Origin of the sequence: Nonomuraea maheshkhaliensis (assembly GCF_039529435.1) — a bacterium.
Classification (GTDB): Bacteria; Actinomycetota; Actinomycetes; order Streptosporangiales; family Streptosporangiaceae; genus Nonomuraea; species Nonomuraea maheshkhaliensis.
In genome coordinates this window covers 27919-46733 of the sequence record NZ_BAAAMU010000082.1, presented here as the reverse complement: position 1 = coordinate 46733, position 18815 = coordinate 27919, and the positions used below count along the sequence as shown (strand labels likewise).

General features: G+C 71.4%; 13 protein-coding genes. 6 read left to right on the top strand and 7 right to left on the bottom strand.

Annotated elements, in window-relative coordinates; genetic code table 11:
- Positions 1 to 833, bottom strand: an 833-nt coding sequence (locus tag ABFX54_RS38825) for a serine/threonine-protein kinase (protein WP_346111788.1), incomplete at its 3' end; no start/stop codon positions are given.
- Positions 834 to 843: 10 nt separating this feature from the next.
- The gene (locus ABFX54_RS38820) at positions 844 to 2694 is read right to left on the bottom strand and encodes a serine/threonine-protein kinase (RefSeq protein WP_346111787.1); all 1851 of its coding nucleotides are present in this window, start codon (positions 2692 to 2694) and stop codon (positions 844 to 846) included.
- Positions 2695 to 2980: 286 nt separating this feature from the next.
- Here ABFX54_RS38820 and ABFX54_RS38815 point away from each other — a divergent pair, with 286 nt between their 5' ends.
- On the top strand, positions 2981 to 3868 hold the full coding sequence (locus ABFX54_RS38815; RefSeq protein WP_346111786.1) for a chorismate mutase: 888 nt from the start codon (positions 2981 to 2983) through the stop codon (positions 3866 to 3868).
- Between the two features lie 69 nt (positions 3869 to 3937).
- Here the strand turns inward: ABFX54_RS38815 and ABFX54_RS38810 are convergent, their stop codons facing one another.
- Both ABFX54_RS38810 and ABFX54_RS38805 read right to left on the bottom strand, forming a co-directional pair.
- Positions 3938 to 4876, bottom strand: coding sequence for an SGNH/GDSL hydrolase family protein (locus ABFX54_RS38810; RefSeq protein ID WP_346111785.1), 939 nt, complete (start codon positions 4874 to 4876; stop codon positions 3938 to 3940).
- A gap of 194 nt (positions 4877 to 5070) precedes the next feature.
- A complete protein-coding gene (locus tag ABFX54_RS38805; RefSeq protein WP_346111784.1) occupies positions 5071 to 6438 on the bottom strand; it encodes an amino acid permease in 1368 nt (455 codons plus the stop codon).
- A gap of 189 nt (positions 6439 to 6627) precedes the next feature.
- Here ABFX54_RS38805 and dnaE point away from each other — a divergent pair, with 189 nt between their 5' ends.
- Both dnaE and ABFX54_RS38795 read left to right on the top strand, forming a co-directional pair.
- Positions 6628 to 10155: a DNA polymerase III subunit alpha gene (dnaE, locus tag ABFX54_RS38800; RefSeq protein WP_346111782.1), complete on the top strand. Its 3528-nt coding sequence runs from the start codon at positions 6628 to 6630 to the stop codon at positions 10153 to 10155.
- Positions 10156 to 10381: 226 nt separating this feature from the next.
- Positions 10382 to 11764, top strand: coding sequence for an amidase (locus tag ABFX54_RS38795; RefSeq protein ID WP_346111780.1), 1383 nt, complete (start codon positions 10382 to 10384; stop codon positions 11762 to 11764).
- Between the two features lie 53 nt (positions 11765 to 11817).
- On the opposite strand, the gene ABFX54_RS38790 is transcribed toward ABFX54_RS38795, so the two are convergent.
- Positions 11818 to 12336: a hypothetical protein gene (locus tag ABFX54_RS38790; RefSeq protein WP_346111779.1), complete on the bottom strand. Its 519-nt coding sequence runs from the start codon at positions 12334 to 12336 to the stop codon at positions 11818 to 11820.
- A gap of 63 nt (positions 12337 to 12399) precedes the next feature.
- Between ABFX54_RS38790 and murA the strand changes: the two genes are divergently transcribed.
- Together murA and ABFX54_RS38780 are read left to right on the top strand one after the other, a co-directional pair.
- Positions 12400 to 13710 (top strand): UDP-N-acetylglucosamine 1-carboxyvinyltransferase, encoded by a 1311-nt coding sequence (murA, locus tag ABFX54_RS38785; protein WP_346111778.1) that lies wholly within the window; start codon positions 12400 to 12402, stop codon positions 13708 to 13710.
- A gap of 99 nt (positions 13711 to 13809) precedes the next feature.
- Positions 13810 to 16272, top strand: a complete 2463-nt coding sequence (locus tag ABFX54_RS38780) for a transglycosylase domain-containing protein (protein WP_346111776.1) — start codon at positions 13810 to 13812, stop codon at positions 16270 to 16272.
- Between the two features lie 30 nt (positions 16273 to 16302).
- Here ABFX54_RS38780 and ybaK read toward each other — a convergent pair whose 3' ends face one another.
- Complete coding sequence (gene ybaK, locus ABFX54_RS38775; RefSeq protein ID WP_346111775.1) at positions 16303 to 16797, bottom strand: Cys-tRNA(Pro) deacylase; 495 nt, start codon at positions 16795 to 16797, stop codon at positions 16303 to 16305.
- Positions 16798 to 16817: 20 nt separating this feature from the next.
- Entirely contained in the window at positions 16818 to 17603 is a 786-nt protein-coding gene (locus ABFX54_RS38770; protein WP_346111774.1) for an AraC family transcriptional regulator, read from the bottom strand.
- Between the two features lie 53 nt (positions 17604 to 17656).
- On the opposite strand from ABFX54_RS38770, the gene ABFX54_RS38765 reads away from it, so the two are divergent.
- Positions 17657 to 18814, top strand: coding sequence for an MFS transporter (locus ABFX54_RS38765; protein WP_346111773.1), 1158 nt, complete (start codon positions 17657 to 17659; stop codon positions 18812 to 18814).
- Position 18815 lies beyond the last annotated feature (1 nt).

Sequence of the window (18815 nt, the reverse complement as noted above, 5' to 3'; positions counted from 1 at the left end):
CTCCAGGGCAGGTCGGACGCCGCCGGTGGGCGGGGCGCGGAGGCGATCGCGTACAGCAGCCTGGCGGCCTCCTCGGCCGGCATCCGCGCGGCGGGGTCGCGGCGCAGCAGCCCCATGATGACCGGTTCGAGCGCCCCGGCCCGCACCGGCGGCTCGGGGGCGTCGCGCAGCACCGCCGCCACGGTCGCCGCCCACGAGTCGCGCTTGTACGGCGGCCGCCCCTCGACGGCCGCGTAGAGCGTCACCCCCAGCGACCACAGGTCCGACTCGCGCCGCGCGGGTTCGCCGTTGAGCCGCTCGGGCGGCATGTAGGCGGGCGTGCCCACCAGCCCGCCGGTCGCGGTCAGCCCCGCTTCGGTCTCCAGCGTGGCGATGCCGAAGTCGGTGAGCACCACCCGGCCGTCGTCGGCCAGCAGCACGTTCTCCGGCTTGACGTCACGGTGCAGCACCCCGGTCGCGTGCGCGGCCCGCAGCGCGTCGAGCACCCGGCCGCCGATCACCGCGGCCTGGCCCTCGCGCAGCGGCCCGCTCTCGCCGATCACCTGGGCCAGCGAACGCGAGCGGACGAGCTGCATGACGATCCACGGCCGGCCGTCCTCCTCGACGACGTCGTGGATGACGACGACCGAGGGGTGGTCGAGGCGGCCCGCCGCCCTGGCCTCCCTGATGGTCCTGCGGTTCAGCTCGGCCCGCTTGGCGTCGCCGACGCCGGTGTAGCGGACCTCCTTGATCGCGACCGTACGGTCGAGCAGCTCGTCGTGGGCTCGCCACACCACTCCCATGCCGCCCTCGCCGAGCGGCTCGATCAGTCGGTAGCGCTTGCTGACGTGCACGCCGCGCAGTCTATTTGGCGGGCACGAACGTCGCGCAGAAGCCCTCGAAGAAGTCGTAGTCGGACTTCCAGTGGCTGTTGAGCGTGTGCCAGTAGATCGCGTACGCCTTGCCGTTCTCGGTGATGAAGCCCCGGTCGCGGACGCGGGTCAGCCCGGTGTTGGTCCTCCAGGTGAAGTCCCAGTCCGCGGCGGCCTTGTGGAAGCCCTCGACCTTCTTGATGCCGATCTTCTTGTAGCCGCCGAAGCCGTTCTTGAGCCGCGGCTCCTGCTTCTTCCAGTCCTTGTACGGGTCCTTGCCCGGCTTGGCCGCCTGCTCGATCATGACGTAGGCGTTGGACGCCGCGCCCGGGCCCTTGAACCTGACCTGCCTGCCGCTGCGCGTCAAGACGTCCCACTTCGGGGGCAGCCCGATCGAGAAGCCGAGCTTCTTGTCCGTGTACATCTTCCACCCGGAGGGCAGCGCGGCCTTCGCCGCGTCCATCGGGCTCTTCTTCCCGGGGGACGGGCTGGCCGGCGGACTCGTGGCCGGGCTCGGGCTGGGCTCCTTGGCCGTCTCCGAAGGGGAGGGCGGCGGGGTGGAGGCCGTGCTCGGCGGCGACTGCGCCGGGGATCCGGTCACGCCCGTCGCCGCGGTGGTGTCCGTGTCCTGGGCGGGCTCGTCGGGGACCGAGCGCAGGCCGAGGTAGCCACCGATACCGGCGACGAGCACGACCGCCACGGCCGCCGCGATGACCGTCCCGAACTTGCGCTGCTGCTCGGGCCGCCCCGACTCCACCGTGGACGCCGTCTCCTGGCGCGAGGGCGCGGCCGGCGGGCGCGGGATGCGCGCACCCGTCTCCGGCGGCGCCACCGGCTCGGACTCCGGCGCCGAGGGGAGCAGGTTCGGATCGGTCGGGGTGTCGTCCTCGACCGGCGCGTACGGGCGCCTGGCCTTGGCCGGCCGCTTCGGCGCGGTCGCGGCGACCGCCTGCTTCGGCTGCACCGAGGCGGGCACGCGCAGCTCCTGCGCCGCCGGGAACTGGGCGGTCGGAGGCGCGCTGGCCTGCGCGATGGCGCCGCGCAGCATGCGCTGCGCCTCCTCGTACGTCAGTCGCTGCACCGGCTCCTTGTTCAGTAACCCGTTGATCACGCCTTCGAGCGGGCCCAGGTTCTGCGCCGGGTCGGGCTCGTCGGTGAGCACGGCGTGCATGGTCGCCAGCGCCATCCCGCGCTCGTGCGGCGAGCGGCCCTCCACCGCCGTGTAGAGCGTGGCGCCGAGCGACCACAGGTCCGACTCGCGCCGCGCGGGCAGCCCCTTGAGCCGCTCGGGCGCGATGAACGCCGGCGTGCCCGCCAGGCCCGTCACCGTGAGCTGTGTCTCGGTCTCCAGCGTGGCGATGCCGAAGTCGGTGAGCACGACCCGGCCGTCGTCGGCCAGCAGCACGTTCTCGGGTTTGACGTCGCGGTGCAGCACGCCCGCCTCATGGGCGCGGTGCAGGGCTTCGAGCATGGCCAGGCCGATCTCCGCCACCCGCGTGGCCGGCAATGGCCCGTCCTGCTTGATCACGGCTCCGAGGGAGCGTGACTGGACGAGTTGCATGACGATCCACGGCCTGCCGTCCTCCTCGATCACGTCGTGAACGACGATCACGTTGGGATGCTCGAACCTGGCCGCCGCCCTCGCCTCGCGCATTGTGCGCCGGTTCAGCAGCTGCACCTCTTCGCCCAGGGCGGCGGCGTACCTGACCTCCTTGACCGCGACAGTGCGGTCCAGGAGCTCGTCGTAGGCTCGCCACACGATGCCCATTCCGCCCCTGCCGATGGGTTCCTGCAGCTGGTAGCGGCCGGCGATGCGGCGTCCGTCCTGCTTGCGATCCGACATCAACGGCCTCAAACCCTCCTCTAGGCCAAGAAATACTCCCATAGGCAGGGATCAACGGCGACTCGCGCGAAGGACAGTCCGCCATACGAGATGTGCTGCCCAGCAGGTGGAGACGGGGGTGTAGGGTTCAGATATGACTTGCCGTCGCTACGCGTTTACCGAGCCGGCTCCGGGAGAGCCGGTCGCAGGCTAGCGACCACCTGGAGTCGGCACGAGGCAGAGACACCGGTCTCTGCCTTTTTCGTTGTCCCGCCGGCTCCTGGGGCCGGCCGAGCAGGGAGTCGGGATGTCATCGACGTTGGAACGGCGCGCGGTGCCGGTGGGCGGGCTGCTCGTGGGCGAGGGGCCCGCCGTGGTGATCGGCGGCCGGGTGAGCCTGCGGGCGCGGCGCGGGCAGGCGATCGAGGGCGCCACCCTCGTGGAGCCGTACTCCGCCGACGACCTGCCGGCGATCGCCGAGCACGCGGACGCCGTGGTGGTGGGGGCGTCGTGGACGCGCGACATCCCGCTGGTGCGCGCGGCGGTGGGGCTCGGGCTGCCCGTGGTGGTGGAGCGGCGGCGGGAGGCCTCCGTGGCGGAGTGGCTGGAGCTGGCCGACTACTGCGCGGCCGAGGGTGACGGGCAGGTGATCCTCTGCGAGGGCGGCCGGCCGGACCTCGGGCTCATGCGGGCGGCCAAGGTCGCCTCTGGGCGTCCCGTGCTGGCCGACGTCTCCGCCGACGTCGGCCTGTCGGCCGCCGCCGTCGCGGCCGGCGCCGACGGCCTCATCGTCGGCTCCCCCGATCCGGCCCCCATCCAGGGAACGGGTGTGGGGGCGAGCTCACCTGGCGCGGGGACGGGCGCCGACCGGCTGGTGGCCGAGGAGGCGGTCGTGCTGGTGGGCGCGTTGCTCAGGGACGAGGCGCCGGCCACGCTGCCGGAGTGCCGCCAGGCCATCGACCGGCTGGACGCCGCGCTCGCGACGCTGCTGGAACGACGGGCGGAGCTGGCGGGCACCGTGCAGCGGATCAAGCCCGTGGGCGGCTTCGCGGGGCGCGACCTCGACAGGGAGCGCGCCCTGGTCGCGCGGATGGCCGTGCGCGCGCCCACGCTGGGCGAGGCGCGGCTGACCCCGATCATGAACGCGATCATCGAGGCGGGCCTGCACCTGGCCGAGGAACGCGCCGCCGAATGACCGCCACCGGAGCACGGGCGCACGACGGGCGGCGGGCGGTGCTGATCGGGCGGAGGCCGGACGGGGCGGTCAGGCGGGGCCTGGGGTGACCAGGCGGTAGTTGTGCATCGGGCGGCCGGGGCCGGCGGCGACCTGCTTGGTGATGAGGTCGGCGAAGCGGCGGTAGCCGTCACCCGTGGGGTGATAGCTGCGCGCGTTGACCGTCAGCTCCTCCATGTTCACCGCCAGCCCGTTCAGGAACGGCTGCGGCTGCCCCACCTCGTGCCCGGAGAACGCCTCGTAGGCGTCCACGTACTCGGCGCTGCCCGGCGCCCCGAACGCCGCGATGGCCCGGTCGAACTCCGCCACCACGGCCCCCACCGTGTCGTTGAGCCGCCGCGTCATGCCGTTGATCCAGCGCTGGTCGGCCACGCTCATGTTGTCGACGCTCGCCACCGGGTGCTCGGGGAAGGGCCGGGGGTAGCCGAGCACGACGACGCGGGCCCCTGGGGCGCGCACGCGCAGCTCACGCAGCACCTTGCCCATGTCGGTGCGCAACTCCTCGATGCGCTTGCGTACGGCGGTGTCCTGGTCGACGCAGGCCGACGACCACGGGATCTTGACGATGCAGCCGGTCAGCACCTTGCTGAAGCCGGCGTCGTTGCCGCCGATGCTGAGCGTGATCAGGCTGGCCGACGGGCCGACCCGGGTGATCTGCGGCGGCTGGCCGTACTGGCCGGTGAGGAGCTGGCGGGTGGTGGCGCCGCTGCAGGCGTAGAAGGCGGTGCCGCCGCCGAACTCGTAGGTCTGCGCCACCAGCGGCACGTAGGAGCCCGTCGCCCGGTGGCAGCGCGCGGCCCCGTCGTTGACCGGCGACTTGTCGAGGTCGTAGACGCCCTCCCCGGAGGAGTAGGAGTCGCCGAGCGCGACGTAGGTGCCGCTCTGGGCCACCTGCAGCGCCGTCATCGGCACCGCTCTCGGCAGGTCGCCGCGCGGCTCGGCGGTCGTGGGGCAGCCCGCGTCGAGCACGGCGCAGGCCAGCCTGGGGTAGACGCCCAGGGGCAGGCACGCCAGCGCCAGCGCGACGCCGATGGCGGCCGCCGCCGAGATCCGGACGATCTTCCGTCTCGTCTCGTCCAGCGCGACCTCCCCGGATGACGGCTCCTGCTGTTCGCGCCATCGAGACTACCCAGCCGATCACCGGGGCGGGCGTGTCGCGCGGGCTAGGCTTCGGCCTGCGCCTGTGCCGGGGCGCGGCGGCGGTAGACGGTGCGCCGCCACCAGCCCACGGCGATGGCCGCGAACAGGCACGGCACCAGGTAGAACGCGACCCGCTGGTCCTCGTCGGCGAACGGCATCAGCAGCACCACCAGGGCCAGGAACGCCAGCGTCAGCCAGTTGGTCCAGGGCGTGCCCGGCATCGGGAAGTCCGAGCGGTGGCCCGAGCGGCGCAGCCGCAGCTGGCAGTAGACCAGGACGCCCCACGTGGTGATCACGCCCAGGGAGGCGACGGCGGTGGCGATGTTGAAGGCCCGCTCGGGCATGAAGTAGAACAGCACCAGCCCGCCCAGGAACATGGCCGCGGTGAACACGATGCCGCCGATCGGCACGTGCCGGGAGCTGAGCGCGCCGGCGAAACGGGGAGCCTCCCGCTTCATGGCCATCGAGCGCAGGATGCGGCCCGTGGCGTACAGGCCGGAGTTGCACGACGACAGCGCCGCGGTGATCACCACGAGGTTCATCGCGTCGGCCGCCCACGGCACGCCCAGCCCCGAGAAGACCGTCACGAAGGGCGACGTGCCGGCCTCGTACGACGTCCACGGCAGCACCATGCCGAGCAGCAGCACCGAGCCCACGTAGAAGATCGCGATTCGCCACACCACGCCGTTGATCGCCCTCGGCATGACCTCGCGCGGCCTGGCCGTCTCGCCGGCGGTGATGCCGACCAGCTCGATCGAGGCGTACGCGAACACCACCGACTGCAGGCTCATCAGCACCAGCGGGAACCCGGTCGGGAAGAACCCGCCGTGCGAGACCAGGTTGTGCGGCCCCGCCTGCCCCACCGCGAAGACCACCAGCACCAGCCCGACGACCAGGAAGACCGAGATGGCCAGCACCTTGAGCATGGCGAACCAGAACTCCAGCTCGCCGAACAGCCGCACCGACAGCAGGTTGACCGACATGACGACGGTGAGGGCGAGCACGGCCGTGAGCCACTGGGGGAACTCCGGCGCCCAGTAGTGGACGTAGGCGGCGATCGCGGTCAGCTCGGCGATGCCGGTGAACGCCCAGTTGATCCAGTACATCCAGCCGCTGGCGAACGCGGCCCACGGGCCGATGAACTCGCCCGCGTACTCGACGAACGAGCCCGAGGCGGGGCGGTAGAGCACGAGCTCGCCGAGCGCCCGCATGACGAAGAACGCGGCCACCCCGGCGGCGGCGTAGGAGAGCACGAGCGCCGGCCCGGCGGCGGCCAGCCGGCCCCCCGCGCCGAGGAACAGCCCCACCCCGATCGCCCCGCCGATGGCGATCATCTGCACCTGCCGGTTGCCCAGGGCGGGCAGGTAACCTTCGTCGGTCTGCGTGCGCACGGTGTGACTCCTCGATGACATTACGTGACCGCGAGGATATCGGTGCGGCCGATCCCGGCGGCTCCGGCACGCCGGTCCGCCGGGCCGCGCGAAGAGCTCGCGGGAGGCCGGGGCGGGCGGCCCCGGATTGTCGGCCGGGCCGACTAAAGTCGGATCGCACACCGGCTTGAGACTGGGAGGCGCCGCTCCATGTCGTCCAGCGACTCATTCGTCCATCTGCACGTCCACACCGAATACTCGATGCTCGACGGGGCCGCCCGCCTCAAGCAGATGTTCAAACAGGTCGGTGACCTGGGCATGCCCGCCATCGCGATCACCGACCACGGCAACATGCACGGCGCCTACGACTTCTACAAGCAGGCCACCGCCGCCGGGATCAAGCCGATCATCGGCATCGAGGCCTACGTCGCGCCGGAGCTGCGCCACAACAAGAAGCCGGTGCTGTGGGGCGAGCCGCACCAGAAGCGCGACGACGTCTCGGCGGGCGGCTACTACACCCACATGACGATCTGGGCGCGCGACAAGACGGGCCTGCACAACCTGATGCGGCTGTCCTCGCGCGCCTACACCGAGGGCTTCGTGCGCAAGTGGGCGCGCATGGACGCCGAGATCCTCGCCGAGCACGCTGAGGGCCTCATGGCCACCACCGGCTGCCCGTCGGGCGAGGTGCAGACGCGGCTGCGGCTCGGCCAGTACGACGAGGCGGTCAGGGCGGCCGCGAAATACCAGGAGATCTTCGGTAAGGACAACTTCTACCTGGAGATCATGGACCACGGCCTCGACATCGAGCGCCGCGTCCGCGACGGGCTGACCAGGATCAGCCAGGAGCTGAACATCCCGCCCCTGGTGACCAACGACTCCCACTACACCTACGAGTCCGACGCCGCCTCCCACGACGCCCTCCTGTGCATCCAGACCGGCAAGCAGTTGTCCGACCCCGACCGGTTCCGCTTCGACGGCAGCGGCTACTACATCAAGAGCGCCGACGAGATGCGCGCGGTCGACTCCTCCGACCTGTGGGCCGAGGGCTGCCGCAACACGCTGCTGGTGGCCGAGAAGGTCGATCCATCCGGATTCTTCGCGTTCAAGAACCTCATGCCGACCTACCCGATCCCCGAGGGCATGACGGAGAGCGAGTTCTTCCGCAAGACCGTCTGGGAGGGCATGGACCGCCGCTGGCCAGGCGGCTACGACGAGGAGCACCGCAAGCAGGCCGAATACGAGATCGGCATCATCGAGCAGATGGGCTTCCCGAGCTACTTCCTCGTGGTCGCCGACTTCATCATGTGGGCCAAGGAGAACGGCATCCCGGTCGGGCCGGGGCGCGGCTCGGCGGCCGGGTCGCTGGTGGCGTACGCGATGGGCATCACCGACCTCGACCCGCTCCCGCACGGCCTGATCTTCGAACGGTTCCTCAACCCCGAGCGCGTGTCCATGCCCGACGTCGACATCGACTTCGACGAACGCAGGCGCGGCGACGTCATCCGCTACGTGACCGAGAAGTGGGGCGCCGACAAGGTCGCCATGATCGCCACGTTCGGCACCATCAAGGCGAAGGCCGCCATCAAGGACGCCGGCCGCGTCCTCGGCTACCCCTACGCGCTCGGCGACCGCGTCTCCAAGGCGTTCCCGCCCGCCGTCATGGGCAAGGACATCCCGCTCGCCGGCATCTTCGACAAGGACCACCCGCGCTACAACGAGGCCGGCGAGCTGCGCCGGCTCTACGAGGAAGACGTCGACGTCAAGGCGACGATGGACCTCGGCAAGGGCCTGGAGGGCCTGATCAGGCAGACCGGCGTGCACGCCGCCGGCGTGATCATGTCGGCCGAGGTGCTGACCGACCACGTCCCGATCATGCGCCGCGACTCCGACGGCGCGATCATCACGCAGTTCGACTATCCGACCTGCGAGACGCTCGGCCTGCTCAAGATGGACTTCCTGGGCCTGCGCAACCTCACGATCATGGACGACTGCCTCAAGATGATCGAGGCGACCACGGGTGAGAGGGTCGACCTGCTGGGGCTGCCGCTCGACGACCGCAAGAGCTACGAGCTGCTGGCCAAGGGCGACACGCTGGGCGTGTTCCAGCTCGACGGCGGCGGCATGCGCTCGCTGCTGCGCCTCATGCGTCCCGACAACTTCGAGGACATCTCCGCCGCCCTCGCGCTCTACCGGCCCGGCCCGATGGGCGCCAACTCCCACACCAACTACGCCCTGCGCAAGAACGGCCAGCAGGACATCACGCCGATCCACCCGGCGCTGGAAGAGCCGCTCAGAGACATCCTCGACACCACCTACGGCCTGATCATCTATCAGGAGCAGGTCATGGCCATCGCCCAGCGGGTGGCCGGCTACTCGCTCGGCGCCGCCGACCTGCTGCGCCGCGCGATGGGCAAGAAGAAGAAGGCGGAGCTGGACAAGCAGTACGCCTCCTTCGAGAAGGGCATGAAGGACAACGGCTACCCCGACGCCGCCGTCAAGGCGCTGTGGGACATCCTGCTGCCGTTCTCCGACTACGCCTTCAACAAGGCCCACACCGCCGCCTACGGCCTCATCGCGTACTGGACGGCCTACCTCAAGGCCAACCACCCGGCCGCCTACATGGCGGCGCTGCTGTCATCGGTGAAGGACGACAAGGACAAGTCGGCCCTCTACCTCAACGAGTGCCGCCGCATGGGCATCAAGGTGTTCCCGCCCGACGTCAACGACTCCGATTTCGACTTCACCCCGCGCGGCACCGACATCCGCTTCGGCCTGTCGGCGGTGCGCAACGTGGGCGGCAACGTCGTCGACGGCATCATCTCCGCGCGCAGGGAGAAGGGCCGCTTCGCCGACTTCAAGGACTTCCTGCGCAAGGTGCCGGCCATCGTCTGCAACAAGCGCGTGATCGAGTCGCTGGTCAAGTCGGGCGCGTTCGACTCGCTCGGCCACGTCCGCAAGGGCCTGGTCATGGTGCACGAGCAGGCCGTCGACGCGATCATCGACATCAAGAAGAACGAGGCCATCGGCCAGGACTCCCTGTTCGGCGCGATCGACGGCGGCGAGGACCAGACCTTCGACGTGCAGATCCCGGTGGGGGAGTGGGACAAGAACACGCTGCTGCAGTTCGAACGCGAGATGCTCGGCCTCTACGTGTCCGACCACCCACTGTTCGGCGTCGAGCACATCCTGGCCGCCGGGGCCGACTGCTCCATCGCGGCCGTGCAGGACGAGAGCCGGGCCGACGGGCAGGTGGTGACCGTGGGCGGCATTTTGAGCGGGGTGCAGCGCAAGATCACCAAGAAGGGCGACACGTGGGTGCTGACCCAGCTGGAGGACCTTGAGGGCGCCATCGAGGTGATGATCTTCCCGTCGGCGTACCAGCTGTGCTCGACGATCCTGGCCGAGGACGCGATCGTGTTCGTCAAAGGCCGCATCGACAAGCGGGAGGACGTCGCCAAGCTGATCGCCATGGAGGTGACGGCGCCCGACCTCACCCAGGAGGCGGGCGGGCCGCTGCTGGTCAGCCTGCCGCTGACCCGCTGCACGCCTCCGGTGGTGGGGCGGCTGAAGGAGATCCTGACGACGCACCCGGGCACGTCCGAGGTCCACCTCCAGGTGCACAACGGCCCTAAGACGACGGTGATGCGCGTCGGCGATCGGCTGCGAGTCACGCCGTCCCCGGCTCTCATGGGCGATCTCAAGCAGCTGCTCGGTCCCGCCTGCCTCGGTGCCTGATCATCTTTTACGGCTTCGCGGCGGCCGGCACCTGCCGCCGCACGGGGCCGGGCTCTGTCCAGGGGGACGCTCACCAGGTGGGCGTGGCGGGCCGCCGTGACGCGCGCCCAGTGGGCCGGCTCCGTGGTGACGCGGGGCGGTGGGCAATGATCGCCTGCGGGCAGGTGTTCTTCGTGGGCAAGGCTCGCCGTCGTACTTCCGGCACGGGTGGGGCAGGATCGCAGGCGTGAGTGAACTGCACTACCTGACCGCGACCGAGCTGGCCCAGCTGATCAGGACCAGGCAGGTGAGCGCGGTGGACGTCGTCCGAGCCCATCTCGACCGCATCGACCAGGTCAACCCGCACGTCAACGCCGTCGTCACCCTCGTCGCCGAGCAGGCGCTGCGAGCGGCCGAGGCGGCCGACGCCACGCTGCGGCGGGAGGGCCCCGCCGGGCCGCTGCACGGCGTGCCTGTCGCGCACAAGGACCTGACCGACACGGCGGGCATCCGCACCACCTACGGCTCGCCGCTCTTCGCCGACAACGTGCCCGACCGGGACGACGTGATCGTCCAGCGGCTGCGCGCGGCGGGCGCGATCACCATGGGCAAGACGAACACCCCCGAGTTCGGCACCGGCTCCCACACCGTCAACGAGGTGTTCGGGGCGACCAGGAACCCCTACGACCTGTCCAAGTCGGCCGGCGGCAGCAGCGGGGGAGCGGCCGCCGCGCTGGCCACCGGCATGGTGCCGCTGGCCGACGGCTCCGACATGGGCGGCTCCCTGCGCAATCCGGCGTCCTTCTGCAACGTGGTCGGCCTGCGGCCCACGCCCGGCAGGGTGCCCAGCCACTCCGACACCGCCGCCTGGTACACCCTGTCCGTGCCCGGCCCGATGGCCAGGACGGTCGACGACGTCACGCTGATGCTCGGGGCCATCGCCGGGTTCGACCGGCGCTCGCCGTACTCGATCAAGGAGGTCTTCGCGCCCGAGCCCGAGCAGGGTGTGGCGGGGCTGCGCGTGGCGTGGAGCCCCGACCTGGGCGGGCTGCCCGTGGACACGCGCACGGCGGAGGTGACGGCGACCGCGCCCGCCGTCCTGGAGCGGCTCGGCGCCCACGTCGAGCAGGTGGAGCTGGACCTGAGCGGCGCCGAGGAGGCGTTCCGGACCTATCGGGCCTGGTTCTACCTGCTCGCCCACGGCGACAAGAGCGGGCTCGGGCCCAACACCGCCTGGAACGTCGAGCAGGGCCGCATGGTCACCGGCGCGGACCTGGTCCGGGCCGAGGTGGCGCGCAGCGGCCTCTACCAGCGCATGGCGGACTTCTTCGACACTTATGACGTGCTGCTCGCGCCGGTGAGCCAGGTGCCGCCGTTCCCGGTCGAGCACCCTCACGTGAGCGAGATCAACGGCGAGCCGCTGCCCGACTACCTGGCATGGATGCGCTCGGCGTACTGGATCAGCGTCCTGCACGCGCCCGCCGCCTCCGTGCCGGCCGGCTTCACCGGGGACGGGCTGCCGGTGGGGGTGCAGATCGTGGGACGGCCGTTCGAGGACGCCAGGGTGCTGCGAGTGGCGCGGGCGTTCGAACAGGCCACCGGCCACGGCCTGCGCCGGCCGCCGCTGTAGAAGAGCCCTGAAGCCAGGCCAGCTCGGCTCGAGGCCACCGTACGGCCCGGGGGTCAGCTCGGGTCGAGGCCGCCGTACGGCTGCCGCAGGGGCGACTCGCGGTAGCCGTGCATGCCCTCCAGCAGTCCGAAGAACCCCACGGCCAGCAGCGGCCACGACACCAGCACGCCGGAGGCCGTCAGTTTGAGCGCGCCCGGGACCACCTTCACCCCGGGCGTCGCGGCGGCCTCGACCGTGACCGCGCCGATCGTGAACGTGGAGCCGGTCCACAACGTCAGAAAGGAGGCCAGCGCCCCGCCCGCGCAGAGCCCCAGCAGCACGGCGAGCATCCAGCGCCGCCCGCAGAACCAGGCCACGCCGCCGCACAGCAGCCCGAGCCCGCCCGTGATCACCGCGAACCAGCCGTCGGCCGCGATCAGCGCCTGCGTGGCGGGGTCGGCCAGCACCGTGCCCCGCTCGGTGACCTGGTACGGAGCGCGCGGGGTCAGCCCCGACCAGAGCAGCCCGGCGGCCACCCCGAGAGTGGCGAGTGTGAGGACAGTTACCGCAAAAGCGCGTACTTCCCTCGTCACGCCATTCCCCCTCGCATGTACGGCCGAATCAGCTCGATGGTATCCCCCGGTTAGGCTCATTTCGTGATTGCAGAAGAGGTCTGGCTCATAGAACCCTCCGGCCCGCTCCGGGGTGACGTCGAAGTACGCGGATCGAAGAACGGCGTGTCCAAGCACATGGTCGCGGCCATGCTGGGCAACGGCGAGAGCAGCATCCACAACGCCCCGGAGGTGGGCGAGGTCGAGATCACCGCCGCCATGCTGCGGGCCCTCGGCATCAACGTGGACATCTCCCGTACCGAGATCAGGATCGAGCAGGGACCGCAGATCGAGCCGCGGGTGCCCGCCGCGTTCACGGGCCTGAACCGCATCCCCATCCTCATGCTCGGCCCCCTCCTGCACCTGGCGGGCGAGGCGTTCGTGCCGCTGGTCGGCGGCGACCCGATCGGGCGGCGGCCGGTGAACTTCCACGTCGAGGCGCTGCGCGCGATGGGCGCCGAGGTGGAGGTGGGCGACACCGGCATCTACGCCAAGGCCAAGCGGCTCAACGGCACCCGGATCGAGCTGCCCTACCCGAGCGTGGGCGCGACGGAGACGATCCTGATGTCGGCGGTGCTGGCCGAGGGCAAGACGGTGCTGAAGAACGCCGCCATGGAGCCCGAGGTGGTGGAGCTGGCGCTGTTCCTGCAGCGGATGGGGGCCAGGATCGAGCTGTCGCCCGACCGCAGGATCGTCATCGAGGGCGTCGAACGGCTGCGCGGCGCCTCCACCTGGCTGACCGGCGACCGCATCGAGGCGTTCTCGTACCTGGCGGCGGGCCTGGTCACCCAGGGCGAGGTACGCGTGCACGGCTGCCCCCAGGACCGCCTGGTCACCGCGATCACCACGCTGGCCAGGATGGGCGCCCAGTTCGACATCAACGACGAGTACGTCTGCGCCACGGCGCCCCCCGAGGGCCTGCGCGCGGCGGCCGTGCAGACCGACACGCACCCGGGCTTCATGACGGACTGGCAGACGCCGCTGATGGTGCTGTTCACGCAGAGCCAGGGCATGTCGGTGCTGCACGAGACGGTCTTCGAGAACCGCCTGGTGTACGTGCCCGCGCTGCAGAAGATGGGCTGCGAGATCGAGGTGTTCGACCAGTGCCTGGGCGGGCCGGCCTGCCGCTACCACGACACCAACGCCCGCCACTCGGCCGTCGTGCGCGGCGTGTCCAAGCTCAAGGGCGCCGACGTGACGCTGCCCGACATCAGGGCCGGCTTCTCGGCGGTGCTGGCGGCGGCGGTGGCCGACGGGACGTCCACGTTGCGCGGCGTGCACCACATCGAGCGCGGCTACCACCGGCCGTTCGAGCAGTTCGCCTCGCTGGGGCTCAACCTGAAGCGTCAGCAGTGAAGCCGAGGCTCCGCGGCACGCGTCAACGGTGAATATGCCCAGGTAAAGAGGTGCCAAGCGGGCGTTTGCCACTGATCCGGACGTCGCAGATCAACTAGCGTGAGCCTACTCAGATCGGTCGGCACGCTCGGGCTGGCGGGAGCACTCGGGGGAGTGCTGGTGGCCGCCATGGCCGCGCCCGTCGTCGGTGGCGGCGGCCTGGCCACGATGAGCGTCGCGAACACGTTCGTGGAGTTGCCGCCCGCCCCGCACGAGGAGCCGCTCGCGCAGGTGACCCGGCTGCTCGACAAGGACGGCCGCCAGTTCGCCCAGTTCTACGAGGCGAACAGGACGGCCGTCCGGCTCGGCTCGGTCGCGCCCGTGATGCGCCAGGCCATCGTGGCGATCGAGGACGCCCGCTTCTACGAGCACGGCGGCCTCGACGTCAGAGGCACGCTCAGGGCGCTGCTCACCAACACCCAGGCCGGCGGCATCCGGCAGGGCGGCTCGTCGCTGACCCAGCAGCTCGTCAAGAACATCCTGGTGGAGAGCGCCCGCAGCGACGCGGAACGGGACAAGGCCCGCGCCCCGAACCTGGCCCGCAAGATCACCGAGCTGCGGTACGCGCTGGCGCTGGAGAAGAAGTACCGCAAGGACGAGATCCTGGAGCGGTACCTGAACATCGCCTACTTCGGCGCGGGCGCGTACGGCGTGGAGGCGGCGGCGAGGCGGTTCTTCTCCACCTCGGCCTCCCGGCTGACGCTGACCCAGTCGGCCACGCTGGCCGGGGCCGTGCGGATGCCGTACTCGACCGATCCCTCGCTCGGCGCGACGCACCAGGCGCGGCTGAAGATGCGGCGCGACCTCGTACTCGACCGCATGGCCGGGCTCAAGCTGATCAGCCAGAAGGAGGCGGCGGACGCCAAGGCCGCGCCGCTGGGCATCAGGCTCAGGCCCGAGCCGGGCGGCTGCGCCCAGAGCGACTACCCGTACTACTGCCTGTACGTGCAGCGCGAGCTGCTGTCGAACCCCGTCTTCGGCAACACCTCCCGCGAGCGGCAGGCCAGGATGGCCAGAGGCGGCCTGGTGATCAGGACCAGCCTCGACCCGATCGCCCAGCGCGCCGCCGACCGCGCCATCCGCGAGCACGTCTCACCCGAGGACACCGAGGTGGCCGCCGAGGCCATGGTCGAGCCCAGGACCGGGCGGATCAGGGCGATGGCGGCCAGCAAGCGCTTCGGCCGCAACCCCGGCAACCGCAAGAACGGCGCCAAGACCACCTTCAACCTGGCCGCGGACGTGGCGCACGGGGGCGGCCAGGGCTTCCAGGCCGGCTCGACGTTCAAGGTGTTCACCCTGGCCACGGCGCTGCAGCAGGGCTGGCGCTTCGGCGACGGCTTCCAGACGCCTGGGGCGATGTCGCCGGCGCAGGGCTACCGCGACTGCTCGGGCCGCTCCGTGAACGACCCGGACACCCGCATACTGAACGCCAGCGGCGAGGGCTCGGGCGGCCCGCACAGCATCGAGACCGGCACCTGGAAGTCGGTGAACATCTTCTACATGATGCTGGAGCGCAAGGTCGGGCTCTGCAACGTGGTCCGCACCGCCAAGAAGCTCGGCATCGCGCGTGCCGACGGCGGGCCGCTGCGCGAGGTGCCCACGTTCACGCTGGGCGTCAACGAGATGGACCCGGTGACGGTGGCGGCGTCGTTCGCGGCGTTCGCGGCCAGGGGGCTCTACTGCCGGCCGCTGGCCATCATGGAGATCATCGGCAGGGACGGGCGGCGTACGCACGTGCCGCCCTCGTGCGAGCAGGTCATCGAGCGGCCGGTCGCCGACGCGGTCAACCACGTGCTCAAGGGCGTCTTCGACCAGGGCACGATGAAGGGGCAGAGCATCGGCCGGCCGGCCGCCGGCAAGACCGGCACCAACAACGGCTACACCTCGGCCTGGTTCGCCGGCTACACGCCCGCCCTGGCGGCGGCGGTCAGCGTGGGGGACATCCGCGGCTCCTACAAGTTCCCGCTGCGCGGGGTCGAGATCGGGGGCCGCTCGTACGGGTCGGTGCAGGGGGCGTCGCTGCCCGGGCCGATCTGGGTGGAGTCGATGGGGCCGGCGCTGCGGCGTACGGAGCCGCGCGGGTTCCCCGGGCCGAACATGGCGCGCTTCGGCGGCGGGCACACGCCGGGGCTGAAGGAGGCGCTGGCCGAGGAGGAGCGGAAGAAGCGCGGCGTGCGGCCGTTCGGGCGGCGGCACCGGCGGTTGTTCGAGTGGCTGCTCGGCCACTCGGCCACCGACGATCCGGGGCCGCGGCGGTCGGAGCGGCTGCGGCAGTGGCTCACCAGCGACCTTCCCGTGTCGTCACCGCCGTCCGTGCGCGTCCGGCCCGAGCAGCCGGTCGCCCAGCCTCCGAGCCGTCCCGAACGGATCGCCGTCCAGGCTCCGAGCCGTCCTCAGCGGCCCGCCGTCCAGGCTCCGAGCCGTCCGGAGCGGGTCGCCGTCCAGCCTCGGAGCCGTCCTGAACGGGTCGTCCGGCCGCCGGTGCGTCAGCGTCCTGAACAGGGCGGCGAGGGCCGTCGCTGAACGGCGCCGAGCGCCCGTGCGGAGGTGAGCTCAGCCGGCCTTGCCGATGGGTGCGGTCACGGCCCGGGTGAGGGTGATGAGGTTGGCGGGAGCCGTCTCGATCTGCAGCCCGCGCTTCCCGGCCGAGAAGTAGATCGTGTCGAAGCCGAGCGCCGAGGAGTCGACCACGGTCGGGAGCTGCTTGCGCTGCCCCAGCGGGCTGATGCCGCCGACGACGTAGCCCGTCACCCGCTCGACCTTCGCGGCGTCGGCCATCGCGGCCCGCTTGCTGTCGAGCGCGCCGGCCAGCGCCTTGAGGTCGAGCTTGCCCGCCACCGGCACGACCGCCACCGCGAGCCCGCCCTCGACCTCGGCGACCAGGGTCTTGAAGATTCGCTCATACGGCACGCCGAGCGCGTCGGCGGCCTCCTCGCCGTACGCCTGGGCCGAGGCGTCGTGCTCGTACGGATGGAGCGTGAACTCCGCCTTCGCCTTGGCCAGCGCCACGGTGGCCGGGGTGCCGCCCTTGCCTTTCGTCTTGCTCACGACATCCCAGTGTAGCGAATCTACATTGTAAAGGCCCGGCCCGGGGTGTACCCGAACGCCCGCCGGAACACGTCGATGAACGCGCTCGCCGACGCCCACCCGCACCGGTGCGCCACGGCGGTCACGGGGACGCCGCCGGCGAGCAGGAGGAGGGCGTGGTGGAGGCGGAGCTGGGTGCGCCACTGGGGGAAGCTCATGCCGAGCTCGGCCCTGAACAGGCGGGCGAGGGTACGGCCGCTGGTGCCGCAGCGGGCGGCGAACTGGTCCAGGGTGCTGTTGTCGGCGGGGTCGCGGTGCAGCAGGGCGCAGACGGCGGCCAGGCGGGAGTCCTTGGGCGCGGGCAGGTGGAGGGGTTGTTCTGGGGCGCGCCTGAGCTGGTCGAGCAGCACGCCCAGCAACCGCTCCCGCTCCTCGCCCTCACCCTCGCGCCCGCAGGACGGGCCGGTCGAAGGGCCGGTGGACGGTGGGGTGCCGGTGGGGTCGGTGTAGGCGATGATCAGTTCGCGGAGCAGTGGCCGTACCACCAGCACCGCCGGCCGTTCCAGCCCGAGCGGGTTGCCGGTCAGCCCCACCAGCCGCAGGTCCGTGTCCCCGTGTGCCCGGTGCTCGTGCACGGTTCCGGCCGGAACCCAGATGGCGCGGTTGGCGGGGGCGACCCAGATGCCCGCGCCGGTGGTGACGGACAGGACGCCGCGGCAGGCGTACACGATCTGGTGGGTGTCGTGCCGGTGCGCGTCGATGCCCGCGCCGGGCGCGAGCGGGCGCCGCCCGGTGGGTGCTTGCGGCAGGTGGCGGATTTCCGGCATGAGTTGGCATTTTATCGGAAGCGAGCCAGAGCGCCCTGATGAACGATGGAACGGTGAACAGGGTCCCCATGCTCGCCGCCGGCCATGCCACCGTGGACTTCTACCAGGGCGCGGTCCCCGCGCTCGTGCCGTTCCTGGTGGCCGGGCGCGGTTACGGGTATGTCGCCGTGTCCGGCATCGTGCTGGCCGCCACGTTGCTGTCGTCGATCGTGCAGCCGCTGTTCGGGGTGCTGACGGACAGATGGCGCATGCCGTGGCTGATCCCGCTGAGCATGGTGCTGGCCGGGGCGGGGGTGGCGGCGGGCGGGGTGACGGACTCGTATGTGCTGACCTGGCTGGCGGTGGCGCTGTCGGGGCTGGGGGTGGCGGCCTATCATCCGGAGTCCGCGCGTCTGGCCAGGATCGCGAGCGAGGGCAGTCACGTGCGGATGAGCTGGTTCTCGCTGGGCGGGACGCTGGGGTTCGCCTCGGCTCCCGTGCTGGTGACGCCGCTGCTGGCGGGGTGGGGTCTGGGGGCTTCGCCGTTCCTGGTGCTGCCGGCGCTGCTGGGGGCCGTGGTGACGCTGCCGGCGATCAGGGCGCTGTCCGGGGGTGAGCGGGCGGCCAAGGCCGCCGCGCCGGTCGCGGGGAGTGACGACTGGCCGTCTTTTGTCAGGCTGACGCTGGTGATCGTGTTCCGTTCCGTCGTGTACGTGGGGTTGAGCGCCTTCGTGGCCCTCTACATGGGGGGCGGGGCGGCGGGGGCGGTGGCGTTGTTCGTGCTGTTCGCCGGTGGGGCGGTGGGGACGGTGCTGGGTGGCCGGCTGGCGGCGCGGTGGGGGAGGGTGCGCACGATGCGGCTGGCGTACGCGCTGGCCGTCCCGGCGGTCGCGGGCGTGGTGCTCGTGCCCGGTCCGGTGGCGTACGTGTTCGTCGCCGCCTCGTCGATCGCCCTGTACGCGCCGTTCTCCCTGCATGTCACGCTCGGCCAGGATTTCCTGCCGACCAGGGTGGGCACGGCCAGCGGGGTGACGCTGGGGCTGGCGGTGAGCGTGGGCGGGCTGGCCAGCCCGCTGGTGGGGGCGGTGGCGGAGGCGTCCTCGCTCAGGACGGCGCTGGCCTGCCTGATGGTGTTCCCGGTCCTGGCCTGGCTGCTGGCCAGGACGTTGAAGGATCCGGCTCCGGTGCCGGCCCGGCCGGACGAGGGCCGCTCCGCCCCGTCACCGGCCTGAT

Excerpts from the sequence above, each read along its gene's own strand:
- ABFX54_RS38770 (WP_346111774.1), bottom strand. The coding sequence starts at position 17,603 with ATGCCGGAAATCCGCCACCTGCCGCAAGCACCCACCGGGCGGCGCCCG.
- ABFX54_RS38820 (WP_346111787.1), bottom strand. The coding sequence starts at position 2,694 with ATGTCGGATCGCAAGCAGGACGGACGCCGCATCGCCGGCCGCTACCAG.
- ABFX54_RS38815 (WP_346111786.1), top strand. The coding sequence starts at position 2,981 with ATGTCATCGACGTTGGAACGGCGCGCGGTGCCGGTGGGCGGGCTGCTC.
- dnaE (WP_346111782.1), top strand. The coding sequence starts at position 6,628 with ATGTCGTCCAGCGACTCATTCGTCCATCTGCACGTCCACACCGAATAC.